This window comes from Paraburkholderia terricola (assembly GCF_003330825.1).
GTDB lineage: Bacteria > Pseudomonadota > Gammaproteobacteria > Burkholderiales > Burkholderiaceae > Paraburkholderia > Paraburkholderia terricola.
Genome location: NZ_CP024941.1, coordinates 486,113 through 507,906 on the forward strand (window position 1 = coordinate 486,113; position 21,794 = coordinate 507,906).

The 21,794-nt window shown below is 64.2% G+C and carries 18 protein-coding genes; 8 read left to right on the forward strand and 10 right to left on the reverse strand.

What is annotated here, in order from left to right; genetic code table 11:
* The first annotated feature begins 80 nt into the window (after positions 1–80).
* Positions 81–1,970: an ABCB family ABC transporter ATP-binding protein/permease gene (locus CUJ90_RS02200; protein WP_114161877.1), complete on the forward strand. Its 1,890-nt coding sequence runs from the start codon at positions 81–83 to the stop codon at positions 1,968–1,970.
* Positions 1,971–2,023: 53 nt separating this feature from the next.
* Here CUJ90_RS02200 and murU read toward each other — a convergent pair whose 3' ends face one another.
* Both murU and CUJ90_RS02210 read right to left on the reverse strand, forming a co-directional pair.
* A complete protein-coding gene (murU, locus tag CUJ90_RS02205; protein ID WP_114161878.1) occupies positions 2,024–2,737 on the reverse strand; it encodes an N-acetylmuramate alpha-1-phosphate uridylyltransferase MurU in 714 nt (237 codons plus the stop codon).
* A 3-nt stretch (positions 2,738–2,740) separates the two neighbouring features.
* Positions 2,741–3,829 (reverse strand): aminoglycoside phosphotransferase family protein, encoded by a 1,089-nt coding sequence (locus CUJ90_RS02210; protein ID WP_114161879.1) that lies wholly within the window; start codon positions 3,827–3,829, stop codon positions 2,741–2,743.
* Between the two features lie 222 nt (positions 3,830–4,051).
* On the opposite strand from CUJ90_RS02210, the gene CUJ90_RS02215 reads away from it, so the two are divergent.
* From CUJ90_RS02215 to rsmA, 4 genes are all read left to right on the forward strand, one after another.
* The gene (locus CUJ90_RS02215) at positions 4,052–6,418 is read left to right on the forward strand and encodes an LPS-assembly protein LptD (RefSeq protein WP_083084614.1); all 2,367 of its coding nucleotides are present in this window, start codon (positions 4,052–4,054) and stop codon (positions 6,416–6,418) included.
* 73 nt (positions 6,419–6,491) lie between these two features.
* On the forward strand, positions 6,492–7,856 hold the full coding sequence (locus CUJ90_RS02220; RefSeq protein ID WP_114161880.1) for a peptidylprolyl isomerase: 1,365 nt from the start codon (positions 6,492–6,494) through the stop codon (positions 7,854–7,856).
* Between the two features lie 5 nt (positions 7,857–7,861).
* Positions 7,862–8,872 carry a 4-hydroxythreonine-4-phosphate dehydrogenase PdxA gene (pdxA, locus tag CUJ90_RS02225; RefSeq protein ID WP_114161881.1) on the forward strand — a complete coding sequence of 337 codons (1,011 nt, stop codon included), beginning with the start codon at positions 7,862–7,864 and terminating at the stop codon, positions 8,870–8,872.
* Between the two features lie 96 nt (positions 8,873–8,968).
* Positions 8,969–9,841, forward strand: coding sequence for a 16S rRNA (adenine(1518)-N(6)/adenine(1519)-N(6))-dimethyltransferase RsmA (gene rsmA, locus CUJ90_RS02230; protein WP_114161882.1), 873 nt, complete (start codon positions 8,969–8,971; stop codon positions 9,839–9,841).
* Between the two features lie 93 nt (positions 9,842–9,934).
* On the opposite strand, the gene CUJ90_RS02235 is transcribed toward rsmA, so the two are convergent.
* Entirely contained in the window at positions 9,935–10,870 is a 936-nt protein-coding gene (locus tag CUJ90_RS02235) for a DMT family transporter (RefSeq protein WP_114161883.1), read from the reverse strand.
* 287 nt (positions 10,871–11,157) lie between these two features.
* Here CUJ90_RS02235 and CUJ90_RS02240 point away from each other — a divergent pair, with 287 nt between their 5' ends.
* The 3 genes from CUJ90_RS02240 (at position 11,158) to CUJ90_RS02250 (ending at position 13,185) form a co-directional block, all read left to right on the forward strand.
* Positions 11,158–12,279: a porin gene (locus CUJ90_RS02240; RefSeq protein WP_114161884.1), complete on the forward strand. Its 1,122-nt coding sequence runs from the start codon at positions 11,158–11,160 to the stop codon at positions 12,277–12,279.
* Positions 12,280–12,366: 87 nt separating this feature from the next.
* Positions 12,367–12,753 (forward strand): lactoylglutathione lyase, encoded by a 387-nt coding sequence (gene gloA / locus CUJ90_RS02245; RefSeq protein ID WP_073428257.1) that lies wholly within the window; start codon positions 12,367–12,369, stop codon positions 12,751–12,753.
* A 33-nt stretch (positions 12,754–12,786) separates the two neighbouring features.
* Positions 12,787–13,185, forward strand: a complete 399-nt coding sequence (locus tag CUJ90_RS02250) for a DUF4440 domain-containing protein (RefSeq protein ID WP_073428256.1) — start codon at positions 12,787–12,789, stop codon at positions 13,183–13,185.
* A gap of 6 nt (positions 13,186–13,191) precedes the next feature.
* Here the strand turns inward: CUJ90_RS02250 and CUJ90_RS02255 are convergent, their stop codons facing one another.
* The 7 genes from CUJ90_RS02255 to mnmA all read right to left on the reverse strand — a co-directional run bounded on the left by CUJ90_RS02255 (position 13,192) and on the right by mnmA (position 21,782).
* A complete protein-coding gene (locus CUJ90_RS02255) occupies positions 13,192–14,094 on the reverse strand; it encodes a M48 family metallopeptidase (protein WP_114161885.1) in 903 nt (300 codons plus the stop codon).
* A 44-nt stretch (positions 14,095–14,138) separates the two neighbouring features.
* A complete protein-coding gene (locus tag CUJ90_RS02260; RefSeq protein WP_073428254.1) occupies positions 14,139–14,897 on the reverse strand; it encodes a lysophospholipid acyltransferase family protein in 759 nt (252 codons plus the stop codon).
* A 40-nt stretch (positions 14,898–14,937) separates the two neighbouring features.
* Positions 14,938–15,492, reverse strand: a complete 555-nt coding sequence (gene gmhB / locus CUJ90_RS02265; protein WP_073428253.1) for a D-glycero-beta-D-manno-heptose 1,7-bisphosphate 7-phosphatase — start codon at positions 15,490–15,492, stop codon at positions 14,938–14,940.
* A 10-nt stretch (positions 15,493–15,502) separates the two neighbouring features.
* Positions 15,503–17,602, reverse strand: a complete 2,100-nt coding sequence (glyS, locus tag CUJ90_RS02270; protein ID WP_114161886.1) for a glycine--tRNA ligase subunit beta — start codon at positions 17,600–17,602, stop codon at positions 15,503–15,505.
* 15 nt (positions 17,603–17,617) lie between these two features.
* The gene (gene glyQ, locus CUJ90_RS02275; protein ID WP_073428304.1) at positions 17,618–18,625 is read right to left on the reverse strand and encodes a glycine--tRNA ligase subunit alpha; all 1,008 of its coding nucleotides are present in this window, start codon (positions 18,623–18,625) and stop codon (positions 17,618–17,620) included.
* A 136-nt stretch (positions 18,626–18,761) separates the two neighbouring features.
* On the reverse strand, positions 18,762–20,372 hold the full coding sequence (locus tag CUJ90_RS02280; protein WP_114161887.1) for an FMN-binding glutamate synthase family protein: 1,611 nt from the start codon (positions 20,370–20,372) through the stop codon (positions 18,762–18,764).
* A gap of 240 nt (positions 20,373–20,612) precedes the next feature.
* Positions 20,613–21,782: a tRNA 2-thiouridine(34) synthase MnmA gene (gene mnmA / locus CUJ90_RS02285; protein WP_114161888.1), complete on the reverse strand. Its 1,170-nt coding sequence runs from the start codon at positions 21,780–21,782 to the stop codon at positions 20,613–20,615.
* Positions 21,783–21,794: the final 12 nt, after the last annotated feature.

Consider the following 21,794-nt stretch of genomic DNA (forward strand, 5'->3'; position numbering starts at 1 on the left):
TCCGCTGGGTCACTCAAGTGTCGTCGCGCGCGCCGTTCGCTGCGAACTCCGTCGCTTCCACCCTCTCCCCAGCCGATCCCATGCGCCGCACGCCCTCGTCCGAACCCTCGCCGATTTCCACCCAGCCGCGCAACGACTGGCAGACGATCCTGTCGCTGCTGCCGTATCTCGCCACCTACAAATGGCGCGTCGCGTTCGCGCTGAGTTGCCTGATCGGCGCGAAGATCGCCAACCTCGGCGTGCCGATCGTGATGAAGCGGATCGTCGACAATCTCGCCTCGGTGCAGCATCTCACCGCGCTCGGCCGCGCGCAGGATTCGCCGGGTATCGTGCTGCTGGGCGGCGTCGGCTTGCTGGTGGTCGCGTATGCGGTGGTGCGGCTCTCCACCTCGCTCTTCACCGAGTTGCGCGAGATCCTGTTTTCGAAAGTGACCGAAAGCGCGGTGCGCCAACTTGCGCTGAAGGTGTTCCGCCATTTGCATGCGCTGTCGCTGCGGTTCCATCTGGAACGGCAGACGGGCGGCATGTCGCGCGACATCGAGCGTGGCACGCGCGGCATCACGCAACTCATTTCGTATTCGCTGTACAGCATTCTGCCGACGCTCGTCGAAGTCGGTCTCGTGCTTGGGTTTTTTGTCGTCAAATACGAGGCGTATTACGCGGTGGTCACGTTCATCGCGCTCGCCGTGTACATCGTTTTCACGGTGAAGGTCACCGAATGGCGCACGCATTTTCGCCGCACGATGAACGATCTCGATTCGAAGGCGAACTCGCGCGCGATCGATTCGCTGCTCAACTACGAGACCGTGAAGTACTTCGGCAACGAAGAGTGGGAAGCGCAACGCTACGACGAAAACCTCAAGCGCTACCGCACGGCGGCGATCAAGTCGCAGCGCTCGCTGTCGGCGCTGAATTTCGGTCAGCAGGCGATCATCGGCACGGGGCTCGTGTTCATTCTGTGGCGCGCGACCGAGGGCGTGATGGCCGGGCGCCTCACGCTCGGCGATCTGGTGCTGATCAACACGTTCATGTTGCAGCTCTATATTCCGCTGAATTTTCTCGGCGTCGTGTATCGGGAACTGAAGCAAAGTCTCACCGACATGGACCGCATGTTCACGCTGCTCGGCGCCGCGCGGGAAGTGCCCGATCTGCCGGACGCGCCGGCGTTGAAGGTGAGCGGCGCGCAAGTGCGCTTCGAGCATGTGAACTTCGCGTATGAGCCGGCGCGGCAGATTCTGCACGACGTGAGTTTCACGATTCCCGCCGGCACCACCACGGCGGTGGTCGGTCATAGCGGCTCGGGCAAATCCACGCTCGCACGGTTGATGTTCCGCTTCTACGATCTGGACCGCGCGACGGGTGGCGCGATCACCATCGACGGTCAGGACATTCGCGACGTCACGCAGGATTCGCTGCGCGCGTCGATCGGCATCGTGCCGCAGGACACCGTGCTGTTCAACGACTCGATCTACTACAACATCGCTTATGGCCGCCCGTCGGCGGCACGCGAGGAAGTGATCGCGGCGGCGCGCGCGGCGCACATTCACGAATTCATCGAAGGCTTGCCGAAAGGGTATGAGACGCCGGTCGGCGAGCGCGGGTTGAAACTGTCGGGCGGCGAGAAGCAGCGGGTCGCGATTGCGCGGACCATCCTCAAGAATCCGCCGATCCTGCTGTTCGACGAAGCGACCTCCGCGCTCGATTCACGTTCGGAGCGCGCCATTCAGCACGAACTCGACCAGATCGCCCGCGAGCGCACGACGCTGATCATCGCGCACCGGCTGTCGACGGTGGTGCACGCACAGCAGATCATCGTGATGGATAGAGGGCGGATCGTCGAGCGCGGCACGCACGCCGAATTGCTGCGCGCGAACGGCCTGTTCGCGCAGATGTGGGCGTTGCAGCAGCAACGCGCGGCGGAGACGCCGGAAACGGTGGGCGCGATCGACGCGGGCGAAGGCGGGCGTTGATTTACTGCTTTCCGGTGTGCGCTTCTCGGTGGGCGCTTTTCAGCGAGTATTTCTCAGCGCCCGTTCAAACGCTCATCCAACGCGTGCAACTGCGCCGGCGTGCCGACGTTTTCCCACAAGCCTTCGAATAACTCGCCCCTCGCGAGGCCGCGCGCGATCGTCTCGCGGTAGTACGGCCTGAGCGCGCGCCGCGTGCCGCGCGGCAGATCGCGAAACATGCGCGTGTCGTAAAGCCCGATATTGCCGAACGTGAAGCGCGGCTGTGCATCGAGCGAGAGCGCGCCGTCGATCAAACCGAAGTCGCCTGCCGGATGAAACGCCGGGTTCGGCACCATCACCAGATGCATGCCCGGCTCGGGCATTGCCGCGAGCCGGGCAGCCGGTGCGTTCAACGCGGCGTAATCGTAATCGGCGTATACGTCACCGCTGACCGCGACGAATACTTCGCTAGCGCCGCGCTCTTCGAGCAACGGCAAGGCCTGCACGATTCCGCCCGCCGTTTCCAGTGCTTCGTGCTCGGCCGAATAGCGCAACTGGACATGCCAGCGCGAGCCGTCGCCGAGCGCGGCTTCGATCCGCTCGCCGAGCCACGCATGGTTGATCACGATGGTTTGAAAGCCCGCGCTCGCGAGCCGTTCGATCTGCCACACGATCAGCGGCTTGCCGCCCACCTCGAGTAAAGGCTTGGGGCACGCGTCGGTCAACGGACGCATGCGTTCGCCGCGGCCCGCGGCGAAAATCATCGCTTTCTTCAGGGGCATCGTCATTGGTCAGAAGGTGTAGCCCACTTCATTCGCGCGGCCTTCGAGATCGTCGAGCAGCTTCGCGAACGGACGCAGCGGCGCATAGCGTTCAGCCACCTTGCGCGCATAGCCGATGAAACGCGGCAGATCTTTCATGTAATGCGGCTTGCTGTCGCGATAGTTGATCCGGCAGAACAGGCCCAGCACCTTGATGTGCCGTTGCAGGCCCATCCATTCGAGCTGGCGGTAGAACTCGCCGAAGTCGGGGTCGACCGGCAGGCCGGCTTTTTTCGCGCGCTCCCAGTAGTACACGAAGCAATCCAGTTCGAACTCTTCGTCCCAACTGAGAAACGCGTCGCGCAGCAGCGAGGCCACGTCGTAGGTGATCGGACCGTACACCGCGTCCTGGAAGTCGAGCACGCCCGGATTGGGTTCCGCGATCATCAGATTGCGCGGCATGAAATCGCGCAGCATGAACACTTGTGGCTGCGCCCGCGCGCTCGCGATCAGCAGCGCGAAGGTGCGATCGAGCAGCCCGCGGGTTTTTTCGTCGACCTCGCGACCCAGGTGCCGGGCGATGAACCATTCCGGCATCAACTCCATCTCGCGGCGCAGGAAGGCTTCGTCGAATGGCGGCAGCACGTTTTCACGCGACGTGAGCTGCCAGCGGATCAGCGCGTCGAGGGCGTCGCGCATCAGCGTGCGGGCGCGGCGCGGCGCGTTGGTGTCTTGCGCGTCGCGCGCATCGTCTTGCGCGCCGGTCAGCGCGCTCAGATAAGAGTCGGTGCCCAGATCGGTGACGAGCATGAACCCGGCCTCCAGATCGAGCTCCAGCACGCGCGGCACATGCACGCCGGCCGCATCGAGCAACTGCGCGATCTGCGCGAACTCGCGGCACTTTTCGGGGGGAGGCGCATCGACGGCGATCAGCGTGCCGATGTCGTCGCCTTCCGCCGCCTTACCGGCGAGCCGGAAATAGCGGCGAAAACTGGCGTCGGACGAGGCCGGGGCAAGCGTCTCCAGCACGAGCGCATAGCGCGCCGCATGGCCGTGCAGCCAGGCCTTGAGCAGTTCGAGGCGGGTATCTGTGAAGTCTTTGGAAGGGGGCAGCGTCATGAAAACCGGCGGCAAATTCAGGGGGGCAACGTCTTGCCATATAATACCCCACGACTTTTTTGACGCGACTCACGCCAGCTTTTCGCGTATTCCGCTTTGCCGCCCGCCTCACCGTTCGACCGATTGTAAATTTGATGTGCAGCCGACTGTCACGGTCGTGGTGCGCAGGCGGTGGATCGTGACTACGAAAGCTGACGGACGGGCCGATTCGCCAAACGATACATGCCGCCTAGACAGCTTTCCCATACGATTCCCTCTTGTGCCTTAGTGCCACGCAAAAGGCGGCTCGTCGCGGCGTTGATCGCCGTTCCGGGCCTGATGCCCGCGCTTGCGCACGCCCAGTTGGTTGGGGAAGCCGCGCAGCCGCAATCGATCGACGCACCTTGGGGCATGCGGCTCGCCCCGCAGCTCGAAGAACACCCGTTGCCGGCTGGCCAGAAGCCGGCCACGTTCGTGCTTGGCGACAGCACCAGCGGCACGACGGACCAGGACATGGCCGCCAAGGGCTCGGCCGAAGTGCGCCGCAATACCGCGGTGATCAAGGCCGACGCGCTGCATTACGACCAGGACACCGACATGGCCGACGCATACGGCCAGGTTCGCGTGATCAACAACGGCAACTCGTTCGCCGGACCGGAAGCGCATCTGCGTGTGGATTCGAGCGAAGGCTACATGTCCGCGCCGAAGTACCGCTTCAACATCACGGGCGGCTCGGGCAGCGCGGAGCGCGTCGATCTGCTCGACAACGAGCGCTCGGTATTTACGAAGGGCACCTACACCGCCTGCGCGTGCGCGGACGATCCCGCCTGGTACATCAAGGGCAGCGAATTCGATTTCGACACCGGCGCGGACGAAGGCGTCGCCTATAACAGCGTGCTGTTCTTCCAGGGCTTGCCGGTATTCGCGTCGCCGTGGCTGTCGTTCCCGCTTTCGGGCGCGCGGCGCAGCGGCATCTTGCCGCCCACCTTCTCGCTGAGTTCGTCGAACGGCTTCGAACTGTCGGTGCCGTATTACTTCAATATCGCGCCCAATCGCGATCTGACGATCACGCCGCGTGTGATCTCGAAGCGCGGCGTGCAGGTGCAGTCCACGTTCCGTTATCTGTCGCCCACCTACGCGGGCTCGATCACCGGCGAATTCCTGCCCAACGACCGGCTCACGCGGACCAACCGCTACGCGCTGTACATTCAGCACAACCAGAACTTCGGCAACGGGTTCGGCGGCTACATCTACTACAACAAGGTCTCGGACAACACGTATCCGGAAGACCTGTCGTCGTCGGTCAATCAGTTCATGAACGGCACCCAGCTCCTGTATCAACAGGAAGCCGGGTTGACGTACAACAACGGTCCGTGGTCGGTGCTCGCGCGCGAACAGCACTGGCAGACGCTGACGCCGTCCATCGCGCCGTATGGCCGCGAGCCGCAGTTGAACGTGAAGTACGCGAAGTACAACGTCGGCGGCTTCGACTTCGGCGCGGAAGCCGACTACACGAATTTCCGCATCACCACCCAGGACATGACGCAAGGTCAGCGGGTGATGTTCAACCCGTACCTCTCGTATTCGGTGGTCGGGCCGGGCTACTTCGTCACGCCGAAGGTGCAATGGCACTTCGCGTCGTACAACCTGAACAACATTTCGAACGACGTGCCGGCTGGCACGCCGAAGAACTTCAACGAATCGATCCCCACGCTCACCTTCGACACGGGGCTGATTTTCGACCGTTCGGTGCGCCTCTTCGGCCAGGATTACATTCAGACGCTCGAGCCGCGGCTGTACTACGTGTACACGCCGTATCGCAACCAGGCGTCGGCGCCGCTGTTCGACACGGCCGATTCCGACTTCGGGCTGGCGGAGATTTTCACGCCGAACACCTTCGTCGGCAACGACCGGATCGCGGACGCGAACCGTCTGACCGCGGCCATCACCACGCGCTTCATCAATCCGGCCACCGGCGACGAACGCGCGCGCTTCGTGCTCGCGCAGCAGTACTATTTCCAGGACCAGCGGGTCACGCTGCTGCCGAATCAGACCAGCACGCAGGCCACGCATTCGGACCTGATCGCGGGGGCGTCGATCAAGCTCGGCGCCGGTTTCGCTTCGGAAACCGCGTTCCAATATAATGCCGACAACAACCAGTTGGTGAAGACGAGCATCGGCTTCGGGTTCAGTCCGGGCACCAACAGGGTGATCAACGTCGCGTATCGCTACACGCGCGCGAACACCACGCTGGACAACCAGCCGATCAACCAGGTGCTGATTTCGGGGCAATGGCCGCTGTCGCACCGGGTGTACGGCGTGGGCCGTTTCAATTACGACCTCGGCGGGCATCGGATCGTCGACGGCCTGGTCGGGCTGCAATACGACGCCGACTGCTGGACGCTCGGCGCCGGGATTCAGCGTTATGCGAACGGTCTGAACACGTCGTCGCAGCATCAGTCGAGCACGCGGTTTCTCGCGCAGTTGACGTTCAAGGGCTTGTCGACCGTCGACAACGGGCTGATGACCGCTTTCCGCAACAGCGTGGCGGGTTACACGCCGTTGCCGCCGCCGCCGCCGCCGGAAGCGCGCTTCACCAATTACGAATGACGCTGGTCCGACAGCGGTCGTTTATAGAATGCGAAAAGACGGGCCAGGCGCGCCCGACATCATTGGAGTATCTGTGGCAATCATGAAAAAGCTTCGCTTGGCAACACTCGCGGCCGGTCTTGCCGCCGCGGCGTCTTTCCTGTCGGTTGCGCCGGTGCAGGCGCAGGCGCTGAACGGCGGTCGCGGTCAGACGGTCGACACCATCGCCGCAGTGGTCAACAACGGTGTCATCACGCGGCGCGAACTCGACGAGCGCACGAGCCTGATCACGCGCCGGCTGAATCAGCAGAACGCGCCCCTTCCGCCGACGGACCAGCTGCGCCAGCAGGTGCTCAACCAGATGGTGCTCGAACGCATCCAACTGCAAAAAGCGAAAGAAGACGGCATCAACATCGACGACGCCACCGTGCAAAAAACGCTCGAGCGGCTCGCCCAGGCGAACAACCTCACGCTCGACACCTATCGCGCGCGCATCGAGGCGCAAGGCGTGCCCTGGACCACCTTCACCAGCGACGCGCGCACCGAGCTCACGCTCTCGCGTCTGCGTGAGAAGGAAGTGGACAGCAAGGTCACGGTCTCGGACGCCGAGGTCGCGAACTACATCGCCAGTCAGCGTGGCCCGAACGCCGGCCTGACGAGCGACCTGCATATGCAGCACATTTTCCTGAAGGCGCCGCTCAACGCGTCGGAAACCGACATCGAGGCGGCGCAGAAAAAGGCCCAGGCGCTGCTCGCCGAAGCCAAGGGCGGCGCCAACTTCGAAAAGCTGGCGAAGTCGAATTCGCAGGCGCCCGATGCGTCGAAGGGCGGCGATACCGGTTTCGTGTCGCCTTCCAAGCTGCCGCCTGAGTTCGTCAAGGCGGCCTCCGCGCTGCGCCCCGGTCAGGTCAATGCCGATCTGATCCGCACCAACGACGGTTTCGAAATCGTGCGCCTCGTCGAGCGCCGCGCGGGTCAAGGCGCCGGCTCGGCGGATGCCGTCAAGCTCGTGCAAACGCACGTGCGCCACATTCTGCTGCGCGTCGGCGACGGCATGTCGGAGCCGCAAGCGCGTCAGAAGCTGCTCGAGATCAAGAACCAGATCGCCGCGGGCGGCGACTTCGCCAAGTTCGCGCACACCTACTCGCAAGACGGTTCGTCGTCGCAAGGCGGCGACCTCGGCTGGATCAGCCCCGGCGAGACGGTGCCGGACTTCGAGCGCGCGATGAACAGCCTGCAGGACGGCCAGATCAGCGACCCGGTCCGCAGCGAATACGGCTACCATCTGATTCAGGTGCTGGGCCGCCGCGAATCGGAAGGCTCGGCTGCGCAGCAGATGGACCTGGCGCGTCAGGCAATCGGCCAGCGCAAGGCGGAACAGGCCTACGCCGACTGGCTGCGCGAATTGCGCGACACCGCCTACGTGGAAGTGAAGCCGAACCTCTCGGCTTTGCCATAAGCATCATGACAAGCGCCGCGCCGTCCGCCAGCCTTCCGTTGCAGATCGCCATCACGACCGGCGAGCCCGCGGGCGTCGGCCCCGAGCTGACGGCGCAGGCGCTGGCCGGCGCGGCAACCCATTGGCCCGGCGCGGAGTTCACCGTGCTGGGCGATGCGGCTTTGCTCGCCGACCGCGCGCGCGCGGTCGGCGTCGACTGGGCCGCGTTGTTGGCGCACGGCAAGCGCGTGCAGGTGCAGCACCGGCCGCTCGGCGCACCTTCGCAGGCGGGCAAGCTGAACGCGGCCAATGGCCGCTACGTGCTCGATCTGCTCGATAGCGCGATCGACGGCGCGATGGCCGGCACCTTCGACGCGATCGTCACCGCGCCGCTGCAAAAAAGCACCATCAACGACGCCGGCGTGCCGTTCACCGGCCACACCGAATATCTGGCCGAACGCGCCCACACGCCGCGCGTGGTGATGATGCTGGCCGGCACCGGCAAGCGTCCGCTGCGCGTCGCGCTGGCTACCACGCATCTGCCGCTCAAGGACGTCTCCGCCGCGCTGTCGGTCGAGGGCATCGTCGAGACCTTGCGCATCGTCGATCACGACTTGCGCCACCATTTCGGCTTGCCCGCGCCGCGCATTCTCGTGACGGGGTTGAACCCGCACGCGGGTGAAAACGGTTATCTCGGCCGCGAGGAAATCGACGTCATCGCGCCGGCGCTGAAGCTCGTGAATGACCAGGGCATCGACGCGCGCGGGCCCTATCCGGCCGACACGCTGTTCCAGCCGCGTTACCTGGACGAGGCCGACTGCGTGCTCGCGATGTTCCACGATCAAGGCCTGCCGGTGCTGAAATACGCGACTTTCGGCGAAGGCATCAACATCACGCTCGGCTTGCCGATCATCCGCACCTCGGTCGATCACGGCACCGCGCTCGATCTGGCCGGCACCGGTCGCGCCGACGCGGGCAGCCTGATCGCCGCGATCGATACGGCGGTGTCGATGGCGCAGCACCGCCGCGCGGGCTGATTCGGCGGCTTGCTGCGCGCGGCCCGTCGTTGCGGGCTCGGCATGCGTCGAGCGTGCTCTTTTTCTCAAGCAGTTCTCTTTCTTAGCGTTTCTTCGATGTCCACCAGCAGACAGCAACAGGGCCGGCACCAAGGTCATATCGCACGCAAGCGTTTCGGTCAGAACTTCCTGGTCGACATGGGCGTGATCGATTCGATCGTCGACGTCATCCGGCCGCGGCGCGGCGAACGCATGGTCGAGATTGGCCCGGGTCTCGGCGCGCTCACCGAACCGCTGATCGAACGTCTAGCGACGCCCGAGTCGCCGTTGCACGCCGTCGAACTCGACCGCGATCTGATCGGGCGTCTCAAGACGAAATTCGGCGACCTGCTGCAACTGCATGCGGGCGACGCGCTCGCCTTCGACTTCGGCTCGCTGGCCGCGCCCGGAGATAAAGCGTCGCTGCGCATCGTCGGCAATCTGCCGTACAACATTTCGAGCCCGCTGCTGTTTCATCTGACCGCGTTCGCGCAGCGCGTCATCGATCAGCACTTCATGCTGCAGAACGAAGTCGTCGAGCGGATGGTGGCGGAGCCGGGCACCAAGGCGTTCGGCCGTCTTTCGGTGATGCTGCAATACCGTTACGTGATCGACAAGCAGCTCGACGTGCCGCCCGAAGCCTTCAATCCGCCGCCCAAGGTCGACTCGGCGATCGTGCGGATGATTCCCTACGAACTGCATGAACTGCCGGCCGTGAACGAGCGCGTGCTCGGCGAAGTGGTGACGGCGGCGTTCTCGCAGCGCCGCAAGATGCTGCGCAACACGTTGGGCGCGTTTCGCGATTCGGTGGACTTCGACGCGCTCGGCTTCGATTTGCAGCGTCGCGCGGAAGATGTGCCGGTTGCCGAATATGTGCGCGTGGCGCAGGTGGTTCAGGCGCTGCCGTCGCGCGGCGCGGCAGCCGGTGGGAGCGACGCGGACGAAGCTTGAGTCGACGCGTGCCGTGTCTGTCAGTCACAAACAGGTTCGTTCGAACGAGGCGCGCCATGCGCTTGCCGGCGCACCTGAAAATCTCCTCAGCCCTTAACCGGCAACCCGTTTTGCCGGCGCGTTGACGAGCGCAATGCCGGTCAATACCAGCATCGCCGCCATCAGAAAGCGCAGGCTGAACGATTCGCCCAGCAACAGCACGCCGAAGGTCACGCCGAACAGCGGCGTCAGGAACGAGAACACCGACAGGCGCGATGCGCTATACCGCGTCAACAACCAGAACCACACCAGATAGCTGACGAACGCGACCACCACCGCCTGATACGCGAGGCTCATCACGGCCAGCGGCGTGACGGCTTCGACGCGCGCCTGGCCGAGTCCCAGCGCTAGCGCGAGCAGCACCACCGCCGACACCGTCAGTTGATAGAACAGCGTCTTGCTGGCGCTCGATTGCGCGAGACGCGTGGCGCGCACGACCACCGTGGTCGCGGCCCAGGCGACGCCGGCCAGCACGCCGAGCGCGTCGCCGGCGACCCCTCGCAGCGTCGAGCCCTGCGCCGGATGGCCGTGCAGAAAGCCGTCCGCGAACGCCAGCGTCATGCCCGCGAACGCCGCGAAGATGCCGACCCACTGAATCCGCCGCATGCGCTCGCCGTCGACGAACCAGTGCAGGCCGAGCGCCGTGAAGCAGGGCGCGGTGTACAGAAAGACCGCCATGCGCGACGCGCTGGTCAGCGTCAGACCGAGAAAAATGCACACGAATTCGCCGGCGAACAGCACGCCCGCGAACAGGCCGGCGGCGAGCGTGCCGTCGTCGCGAAAGAGCGGCGTGCCGCGCGAACGCGCCCAGCCCCACACCAGCACGGCGGCGATCGCCGAGCGCAAGCCCGCCTGAAAGAGCGGCGGCAGCGCCGCGTTGGTGCTCTTGATCGCGACTTGCTGGAGTCCCCAGATCGCGCACAAACCGATCATCAGCACGATCGCGAAGCTATCGGGGGCGCGGCGCGCGGGCAGGGCGGTAGTGCTCATGGGGGGATGGCCATATGAAGGGTCGGTGATTGCTGGCCGTACGATAACAAACCTGCCCGCCGAGCTTCGCGATGACCCCACCGCCCGCGCGTGCTTCGTTCTTCGCCGCCCACGATTCGCGGACTTAACAACACCCACGTCACACTAATTTCTTACCGTTGCCGTTTCGCGCTAAGGTTGCGCCACATGCGTTTCGTCGGGTGGACCGTGCGTGTGATGAGTCGATTCGTGCCGCCAAAACAGACGAACCGTATCCGCACAATGCGGAACCCGGACGAGGAGACGAGATGAGCAAGGCAAGGAGGTGGACGGCGATCGTGATGCCCGCGGCGCTGGCGTCGTTGGCTTGCCCGATGGCGCAGGCTCAGTCCAGTGTGACGCTGTACGGCGTGGTCGACGAAAGCGTGCGTTATCTGACCCACGCCAACAAGGCCGGCGATTCGTCGCTCGGGCTCGGCGCCGGCGGCATGACGGAGAGCCGCTGGGGGCTCAAGGGCGTCGAGGACCTGGGCGGCGGCTGGTCGACTTTCTTCAAGCTGGAAAACCGTTTTTATATCAACGGCGGGCAGAGCGACCCCACCTTGCCGTTCTTCAACGAAGCACAAGTGGGCATCCGCTCGAATGTTTATGGCCAGGTGATCATTGGGCGTCAGTACAACCTGATGATCGAAGGCATTTCGGTGGCCGGCTACGGCAGCAATCTCTGGATCCCCTACGATTTCAGCTTCCAGCCGGAAGTGACGATGACCGGCGGTATCTGGACCAGCAACCAGGTGCAGTATCAGGCGCGATATAACGGCTTCAATTTCGCCGCGGGCTACGCGTTCGGCGGCAACGCGGGCAATTCATACGGCAGCCAGATCGGCGCGGCCGCGGCTTATGCGCCGGCGGGCGGTCTGTTCAGCATTGGCGGCGCCTATGAAGTATCGAAGGATTCGGTCAACGGCTCGTCCGCCACGGCATGGACCTTCGGCGGCTCGTACACGTGGAACAAGACCCGCTTTTCCGCAGGCTATATCGTCAATCAGAACGACGCCGGCTTTTCGACGTTCGCCAACGGGCCGTTCTCCGCGGCCGCGCTCGTGGCGCTGAAGTACACGGACTTTTCGCGGCGCCGCATGATCATGGGCGGCATCACGCAGCAAGTCGGCAATGCATGGCACCTCGCCGCGAACGTGTGGCGCACGCTGCAGGACGGCAAGCGCGCCGCGCAGGACGGCTCCGCCTGGCAGTATCAACTGGTCGCCGACTACGACCTCTCGAAGCGCACCGACGTCTATCTGGAAGGCGATTACTCGCTCTATCGGGGCGGTCTGATCGGCGCGCAACTGCAAGGCGTGAACGGCGCGGGACTCGCGCAGAAGGGCACGCAGATCGGCTTGATGGCGGGCGTGCGGCATCGGTTCTGAGCACGCCTCGCGGCGTGTGGCGCGCTGCAGCGCCGCGTGATTCCGGGTACATTGACGGTCTCCATATCACGCAACAGGGAGTGCACAATGCGCCTGCTTCACACCATGCTCCGGGTCGGCGACCTGGACCGTTCCATCGCTTTCTATACCGAACTCCTCGGCATGAAACTGCTGCGCCGTGACGACTATCCCGACGGCAAATTCACGCTGGCCTTCGTCGGCTACACGGACGAGCGCGACGGCACGGTCATCGAACTGACGCACAACTGGGACACCCCGTCCTACGATCTCGGCAACGGTTTCGGGCATCTGGCCGTCGAGGTTGAAGATGCGTATGCCGCATGCGAAAAGATCAAGGCCCAGGGCGGCAACGTCGTGCGCGAAGCGGGCCCGATGAAGCACGGCACCACGGTGATCGCGTTCGTGACGGACCCGGACGGCTATAAGATCGAGTTCATCCAGAAGAAGAAATGACGTAAGACACGCGTCCCTGGCCGAGATCGGGCAATGAATAACAGCAATCCCTACTTCAAGGAACTCGACGACATCCACGTCGAAATCGAGGCTCTGTTCGACGGCTCAGCGGATGACGGTGCGCTCGAGCGCATCATGGCGCGTTTCGCCGAGCCATTCACGTTGATCATGCCGTCCGGTCTCGTGCTGGATCACGCCGCGTTGCGCGAGACCTTCGCGAAGCTGCGCGGCGCGCGTCCCGGCTCGCGGATCAGCATCCGCGATAGAGAGATCGTCGCCGACTATCCGTCGGGCGCGGTGGTGAAATATCGGGAGTATCAGCGCGACAACGCGGGCAACGCGAACGTGCGGCGCTCCACGGCGGTGATGAACCTCGACGCGCACGGCAGGGTGACGTGGCGCCATTTGCAGGAAACGTTCTGCACTGAGTGAGCCGCATCAAAGCGTCGGCAGCAACTCCGGCGGATGCGACTTCAACGTCTGCCGCGCTTCGCGGAACTCGGGAAAAATCGACTCGACCGTTTGCCAGAAGCGCGGACTGTGATTCATCTCACGCAAATGCGCGAGTTCGTGCGCGACGACGTAATCGATGATCGAAAGCGGAAAATGGATCAGCCGCCAGTTCAGGCGAATCTTGCCGTCGCTCGAACAACTGCCCCAGCGCGTGGCCGCCGACGAGAGCGCATAGGCGCGATAGTTCACGCCCAGCTTCTCCGCGTAAATCGCCAGACGCTCGCCGAACACGCGCTTCGCTTCGCCTTGCAGCCAGCCTTGCACGCGGTCCTTGATCTGCTGCGGATCCGCTTGCAGCGGCAACGGCAGTTGCAGCGCCGCATCGTCCACGCTGAACGCGAGCGTGCCTTGCGGCGAACCGAGTGTCACGCGCACCGGCTGGCCGAGATACGGCACTTGCGCGCCGTCTTTCCAATCGACCTTCGGCAACGCGCGCTGCTCCACACGTGTTTGCCATTCGATCAGCTTCGTGAAAATCCACCGCTGCTTCTCGGTGATCGCGGTTTCGATATCGGCGAGCGTGACCCAGCGTGGTGCGGTGATCGTGAGACCGGTGCTGTCGATTGCAAAACCAATCGAGCGGCGCGCGGAACGCTTGAGCGCGTAATGGAGCGTGCGTGAACCGAGCGCGAGGCTGCGCAATTTGCTGCCGTCCGGCGCGAGCGGCACGGCCGGTTGCTGGCCGCCTTGCGAGCCCGTTGAAGAGCCGGGCGCAGGCGCGGACGGTGACGGTGACGACGACGTCGATCCCGGCTCGGCAAAAAGCGGGAGATCGAGCTGCCGGTTATCGAGCGCCGCAGCGGGTTGCGGCGTAGGAGACTTCTGCATCGGATTAGGCTTCGCGCAAATACGCCTTCGAGGGCGTGGGCGCGTCAGATTGGTGCGGCGGCGGAACTGCTTTCCGCCGCGCGGTACGCGGTTGGATCGATGCGACGCATTTCAGCTTCGATCCACTTTTCGACGCGCGTGTTCACTTCGTCGGGCGTGAGCCCCGTCGTCTCAATCGGCTTGCCGATCGACACTGTGACTATACCCGCATATTTGAGAAACGAGTTGCGAGGCCACACGCGTCCGGCGTTGTGCGCGATCGGCACGACGGGTGCGCCGGTGGCGATCGCAAAACGCGCACCGCCGGTTTTGTATTTGCCCTGCTTGCCGGTCGGCGTGCGCGTGCCTTCCGGAAACATGATGACCCATGCGCCTTCGGCCATGCGCGCCTTGCCTTGCCTGATGACCGACTCGAACGCGTACTTGCCTTCCTTGCGGTCGATGTGAACCATCTTCAGCATGCCGAGCGCCCAGCCGAAGAACGGCACGTACAGCAGCTCGCGCTTGAACACGTAGCACAGCGGCCGCGGCATCAACGCCGGAAACGCCAGCGTTTCCCATGCGGATTGATGCTTGGACAGCAGCACGGCGGGACCGTCGGGCAGGTTCTCATAGCCTTCGATCCTGTAGCGGATGCCGTTCAGCCAACGCACCGTGTTGAGCGTGGCGCGGCACCAGCCGGCCGCCATCCAGTAGCGGTGGTCGGCGCGCATGAACGGGAACGCGATGAAGCACGCGGTTGCGTACGGCACCGTGAACAGAACGAAGTAGATCAGCAGCAGGAAAGAACGAATGAAGCGCATCGGCGTGGTCGGTGAGGGTTGGGGACGCGCGTGGCGCGCGTCACTCTTGAGCGTCGGCGAGGAAGTCGAGCACGAACGCGCGCAGATCGTCGTGGACGCGCGTGCCCTCGGGCAGGCCGCCGGCCGCGAGCGTCTTACGGCCCTTGCCGGTCAGCACCAGATGAATCGGGCAGCCGAGCGCGGCGCCCGCTTGCAGATCGCGCAGCGAATCGCCGACCGTGGGCGTATGTTCCGGATCGACGTCGAAGCGCTCGATGATCATCTGCAGCATGCCCGGCTTCGGCTTGCGGCACTCGCAGTGGTCGTCCGCCGTGTGCGGGCAGAAGAACACTGCGTCGATGCGCCCGCCGACCGCCGCCGCCATGCGATGCATTTTCAGATGCATCGCGTTGAGCGCGTTCATGTCGAAGAGCCCGCGGCCGATGCCGGACTGGTTGGTCGCAACCGCGACGCGATAACCGGCCTGGCTCAGCCGCGCGATGGCTTCGAGCGAGCCGGGCAGCGCGACCCATTCGTCGGGCGACTTGATGAACGCGTCGGAGTCGGCGTTGATCACGCCGTCGCGGTCGAGGATCACCACTTTTTTGGTCGGCATGGCGCGGGGCTCAGGCGGCGAGTCGCGAAATGTCGGCGACGCAATTCATCTGCTGATGCAGCGCGCCGAGCAAAGCCAGCCGATTGGCGCGCAGCGCGGCATCGTCGGCGTTCACCATCACGTCGTTGAAGAACGTGTCGACCGATTCGCGCAATGCGGCGAGCGCGGTTAGCGCGCCCGTGTAGTCGCGTGCGGCAAGCTGCGATTGCACGCGCGGCGCGACCTGTTCGAGCTGCGCATGCAGGGCTTTTTCCGCCGATTCGACGAGCAGCGCGGCCTGCACGCCGCCGTTCGTCGCGCCTTCCGACTTCTTCAGGATGTTGGAAATGCGCTTGTTGGCCGCGGCGAGCGATGCTGCTTCGGCGAGTGCCGCGAATTCGCGCACCGCATCCAGACGCGCGACGATGTCGTCGAGACGCGTGGGATCGAGCGCCAACACCGCGTCGATTTCGCCCGGCGCGTAGCCGCGTTCGCGCAGCAGACCGCGCAGACGGTCCATGCAGAATTCGTAGATCGCCTGCGTGGAATCGGCGACGTTCGGCACCGCGGCGAATTGCGCGTAAGCGGTGCGCAGCAGTTCGATCACGTCGACCGGCAGTTGCTTCTCGACGAGGATGCGCAGCACGCCGAGCGCGTGACGGCGCAGCGCGAACGGATCTTTTTCGCCGGTGGGTTGCAGGCCGATGCCCCAGATGCCGACCAGCGTTTCGAGCTTGTCGGCCAGCGCGACGACGGTGCCGGTTGCGGTGGCCGGCAATGCGTCGCCGGAGAAGCGCGGCTGATAGTGTTCCGAGCACGCGAGCGCGACTTCTTCCGGCTCGCCGTCGTGGCGCGCGTAGTACGTGCCCATCGTGCCTTGCAGCTCGGGGAATTCGCCCACCATGTCGGTGATCAGATCGGCCTTTGCGAGACGCGCGGCGCGCATGGCGAGCGCCACGTCCGCGCCGATCAACCCGGCGATCGCGCCGGCCAGCGCTTCGACGCGCTCGACGCGTTGCAGCGCCGAACCCAACTTGTTGTGATACACGACGTTCGCGAGCAGCGGCACGCGCTCGGCGAGCGGCTTCTTCTTGTCCTGCTCGAAGAAGAACTTCGCGTCGGCCAGGCGCGGACGCACCACACGCTCGTTACCTTCGACGATATCGCCCGGCGTGGCCGTTTCGATGTTCGACACGATCAGGAAGCGCGAGCGCAGCTTGCCGTTCGCATCCGTGAGCGCGAAGTATTTCTGGTTCGTCTGCATCGTCAGGATCAGGCATTCCTGCGGCACTTGCAGGAACTCGTCCTCGAAACGGCAGGCGTAGACCACCGGCCATTCGACCAGCGACGTCACTTCATCCAGCAGCGCTTCGGGCATCACCACCTGATCGCCGTCGGCTTGCGCGAGCAGGTGCGTGCGGATGGTTTCCTTGCGGTCGGAGAAATTGGCGACCACGCGGCCTTTGTGCATCAGCGTGTCGGCATAGGCGTCCGCGTGCTGGATCTGCACGAAGCCTTCGGACAGGAAGCGGTGGCCGAGCGTGGTGTCGTCGGCGTCGATGCCGAGCGCGCTGACCGGCACGATCCGCTCGCCGTGCAGTGCGGTGAGACGATGCGCGGGACGCACGAACTGCACATTGGTGCCGTCCGGGCGCTGATACGTCATGAACCTCGGAATCGGCAGCTTGCCGAGCGTTTCGTCGAGCGCGCTTTGCAGTCCTTCGGCGAGCGTGGCGCCGGGCGCCGCGTAACGCAGGAAGAAGGCCTCCGCCTTGCCGTCTTGCGCGCGCTCCAGGTCGCTCACTGAAAAATCGGGGAAGCCGAGCGCGGCGAGTTTCTTGGCGAGCGGCGCGGCGGGCTGGCCGTCTTTATCCAATGCGACGGAAACCGGCAGCACTTTTTCGCGCATGTGTTTTTCCGGCGCGACCGCACGCACGTTTTTAATCGTGACGGCGAGACGGCGCGGCGTTGCGTAGCGTTCGAACGACAGGTCGCCTTCGATCAGGTCGCGCGCCGCGAGGCGCTGCGCAATGCCTTCGGCGAAGGCCTCGCCGAGACGCGCGAGCGCCTTGGGCGGCAGTTCTTCGGTCAGCAGCTCGACGAGCAGGGTAGCTTGATGGGGATGAGTCATTTCTTGGTGTTCTCGTCAGTCCTGGTCGATCTTGCGTTCGACTTTCAGCGGCGGCGCCCAGGCGGGCATCGCGGCATCTTGCGCGTCGGTGGTGAGGCCGGGCACGCCGTGCACCGGATTGCCGAGCATCGGGAAGCCGAGCTTTTCGCGCGAATCGTAGTAAGCCTGCGCGACCAGCTTCGATAGCGCACGAATGCGGCCGATATACGCCGCGCGCTCCGTGACGGAAATGGCGCCGCGCGCGTCGAGCAGATTGAAGGTGTGACCGGCCTTCAGCACCAGTTCGTAGGCGGGCAGCGCGATTTGCGCCTCGATCATGCGCCTCGCTTCCGCCTCGTAGCTGTTGAAGATCGAGAACAGCAACTCGACGTTCGCATGCTCGAAGTTATACGTGGACTGTTCGACTTCGTTCTGGTGGTACACGTCGCCGTAGGTCAGGCGGCGGATTTCGGGGCCGTTCGGACCTTGTTCTTCCCATTCGGTCCAGACGAGGTCGTAGACGTTCTCGACCTTCTGCAAGTACATGGCGAGGCGTTCGAGACCGTAGGTGATTTCGCCGAGCACCGGCTTGCAATCGAGACCGCCCACTTGCTGGAAGTAGGTGAACTGCGTCACTTCCATGCCGTTCAGCCACACTTCCCAGCCGAGGCCCCATGCGCCGAGCGTGGGGTTTTCCCAATCGTCCTCGACAAAACGCACGTCGTTCTGCTTCAGGTCGAAGCCGAGCGCTTCGAGCGAGCCGAGGTACAGATCGAGGATATTTTCCGGCGCCGGCTTGAGCACCACCTGGTACTGGTAGTAATGCTGAAGGCGGTTCGGGTTCTCGCCGTAGCGGCCGTCTTTCGGACGGCGCGACGGTTGCACATAGGCGGCGCGCCACGGTTCCGGGCCGACCGCGCGCAGAAACGTATGAACGTGGGACGTGCCCGCGCCGACTTCCATGTCGATCGGCTGGAGCAATGCGCAACCCTGCTTGTCCCAGTAGGACTGCATTGTCAGGATGATTTGCTGAAACGTGAGCATGAAGTGCCTTTCGGGCATGGGGTCGCGCCGCGAGCGCCGAAGCGCGCGAGGCGACCGTGGAGCGAAGTGCTAAACCTTGGATTTTAACGGAAAGGGGAGGGGGGTGTCCGTTTTGCGGGGTCGGACGGAATCCGACTCAAGCCACCGCCAACCCCACCTTCGGCGCAAAGGAATCGCTTTGCGCCACCGGCCACCACTTCTCATACAGCGAATAGCGATAGGTGCCGTTCAGCAGATCGTTCGGCTCCAGATACTTCAACAACTCCGACATCAACCGCACCTCATGCGACGACACCCGTCGCACGATGTGATGCGCGCGTAATTCCGCCGGATGCTTCAAGCCCGCCGCCTGAATGATTTCCTTCAGCGCATGCAGCGTGTTGTGATGGAAGCTGAACACGCGGTCGGCCTTATCCGGCACGACGAGCGCACGCTGGCGCACCGGGTCCTGGGTCGCGACGCCGGTCGGACAGCGCCCGGTGTGGCAGGTCTGCGCCTGAATGCAGCCGACCGCGAACATGAAGCCGCGCGCCGCGTTCACCCAGTCGGCGCCGATCGCCAGCGTGCGCGTGATGTCGAATGCGGTGATCATCTTGCCGCTCGCGCCGATGCGGATGCGTTGCCGCAAGCCGATGCCGACCAGCGTGTTGTGCACGAGCAGCAGCCCTTCCTGCAACGGCACGCCCACGTGGTCGGTGAATTCCAGCGGCGCCGCGCCCGTGCCGCCTTCCGCGCCGTCCACGACGATGAAGTCCGGCAAGATTCCCGTCTCCAGCATCGCCTTCGCAATGCCGAAGAATTCCCACGGATGGCCGATGCACAGCTTGAAGCCGGTCGGCTTGCCGCCGGACAGCGTGCGCAAGCGGTCGACGAATTCGAGCAGGCCGCGCGGCGTCGAGAACTCCGAATGGGTGGCGGGCGAAATGCAATCGCGGCCCATCGGCACGCCGCGCGTTTCGGCGATTTCCGGCGTGATCTTGGCGGCCGGCAGCACGCCGCCGTGACCGGGCTTCGCCCCTTGCGAGAGCTTCACTTCGATCATCTTCACCTGCGGCTCGGCGGCCTGCCTTGCGAATTTTTCCGCGCTGAAGGAGCCGTCGTCGTTGCGGCAGCCGAAGTAGCCCGACGCGATTTCCCAGATGATGTCGCCGCCATGCTCGCGGTGATACTTGGACATCGAGCCTTCGCCCGTGTCGTGCGCGAAGTTGCCTTTCTTCGCGCCGAGGTTCAGCGCCATGATCGCGTTCGCGGACAGCGAGCCGAAGCTCATCGCGGAGACGTTGAAGATCGACATCGAGTAAGGCTGCGCGCGCTCGCCTCCCACTACGATGCGAAAGTCGTGGCTATCCAGCCTGGTCGGCGCGAGCGAATGACTGATCCATTCGTGCGCGACGGCCTTCACGTCGAGCTCGGTGCCGTAAGGGCGGCTGTCGACGTCGTTCTTCGCGCGCTGGTAGACGATGCTGCGCTGAGCGCGCGAGAACGGCTTCTCGTCGGTATCGTTCTCGACGAAATACTGGCGGATTTCCGGGCGGATGAATTCGAACAGAAAGCGCAAGTGTCCCCACAACGGATAGTTGCGCAGAATCGCGTGGCGCTGCTGCGCCAGGTCGAATACCCCGAGCGCGACGAGCGCCGCCGGCACGATGAGCCAGAACCACGCAATGCGGTGCGTTGCGGCGAGCGCCGCGCAAACGGCGAGCAGCACGGCTGCGCACCACATGGCCAGATAACGCCGAGAAAACATGGAGACTCCGGTGCAGTGAGGATCGTCATGGCGGGATCGTCGGCGCGGATTGCGCCGGCGGAATCCGCCCACGAGGGAAAACGAACGACTGCTTCTTATGGTGAAGCTGGCTGCGACTTGAAGATGCAACGCACGCGTGGAGCGCGCAGTGTCGAATCAGAAGACGCGGTGTGAACTTGAAGCGTAAAGATAAAACGCGTGCGGCGATGACGAGCCTTGCCGCACGGTGCAACGCGGCGCCTAGCGAGCGGTCAGCAGCGCGGCCGTTTGCGGCTGACGTGCCGTCGGCTGCCCGGTCACCGCGTGTTCGATGATGCCGCCGCCGAGACACACGTCGCCATCGTAGAGCACCGCCGATTGCCCCGGTGTGACAGCCCATTGCGCAGTGTCGAAGTTCAGCGCGAAGAGGCCTTCGCCGGCGTTTGCCGCGCTTGCAGCCGCGCTTGCAGCCGCACCGAACGTGCAGCGCGCATCCGCTTGCCGGTAACGGGTTTTCGCGCCGCACGCAAAGCCGTCCGCGGGCGGCTCGCCCGCGACCCAGCTCGTATTGCCCGCAGTGAGCGTATGGCTGAGCAGCCACGGATGGTCGTGGCCCTGCGCGACGTACAACGTGTTCGACGGAATGTCCTTGCCGGCGACGAACCACGGCTCGCCGCTGCCGTCCTTGCTGCCGCCGAGGCCGATACCCTTGCGCTGGCCGAACGTGTAGAACGCGAGGCCGATGTGTTCGCCGACCACTTTGCCGTCGGTGGTTTTCATCGGGCCCGGCCTGGTCGGCAGATAGCGATTCAGAAAATCGCGGAACGGCCGTTCGCCGATGAAGCAGATGCCCGTCGAATCTTTTTTCTTCGCGTTCGGCAGGGCGATCTGTTCGGCGATCTCCCGCACCTTGGTCTTGGGAATCTCGCCCAACGGAAACAGCGTCTTCGATAACTGCGCCTGATTCAGCCGATGCAGGAAGTACGACTGATCCTTCGTATGGTCGAACGCCTTCAGCAATTCGAAGCGGCCGTTGTTCTCACGCACGCGTGCGTAGTGGCCGGTCGCGATGGTTTCCGCGCCGAGCGACATTGCATGGTCGAGAAAGGCCTTGAACTTGATTTCGGCGTTGCACAGCACGTCCGGATTCGGCGTGCGGCCGGCCGAATATTCGCGCAGGAATTCGGCGAACACGCGGTCCTTGTATTCGGACGCGAAGTTGACCGCTTCGACGTCGATGCCGATCAGGTCCGCCACCGACACGACGTCGATCCAGTCCTGCCGCGTCGAGCAGTATTCGCTGTCGTCGTCGTCTTCCCAGTTTTTCATGAACAGGCCGACCACGTCGTAGCCCTGTTCCTTCAGCAGCCATGCGGTCACCGACGAATCGACGCCGCCCGACATGCCTACTACGACTTTCTGCTTGCTCATAAGATGCTCACT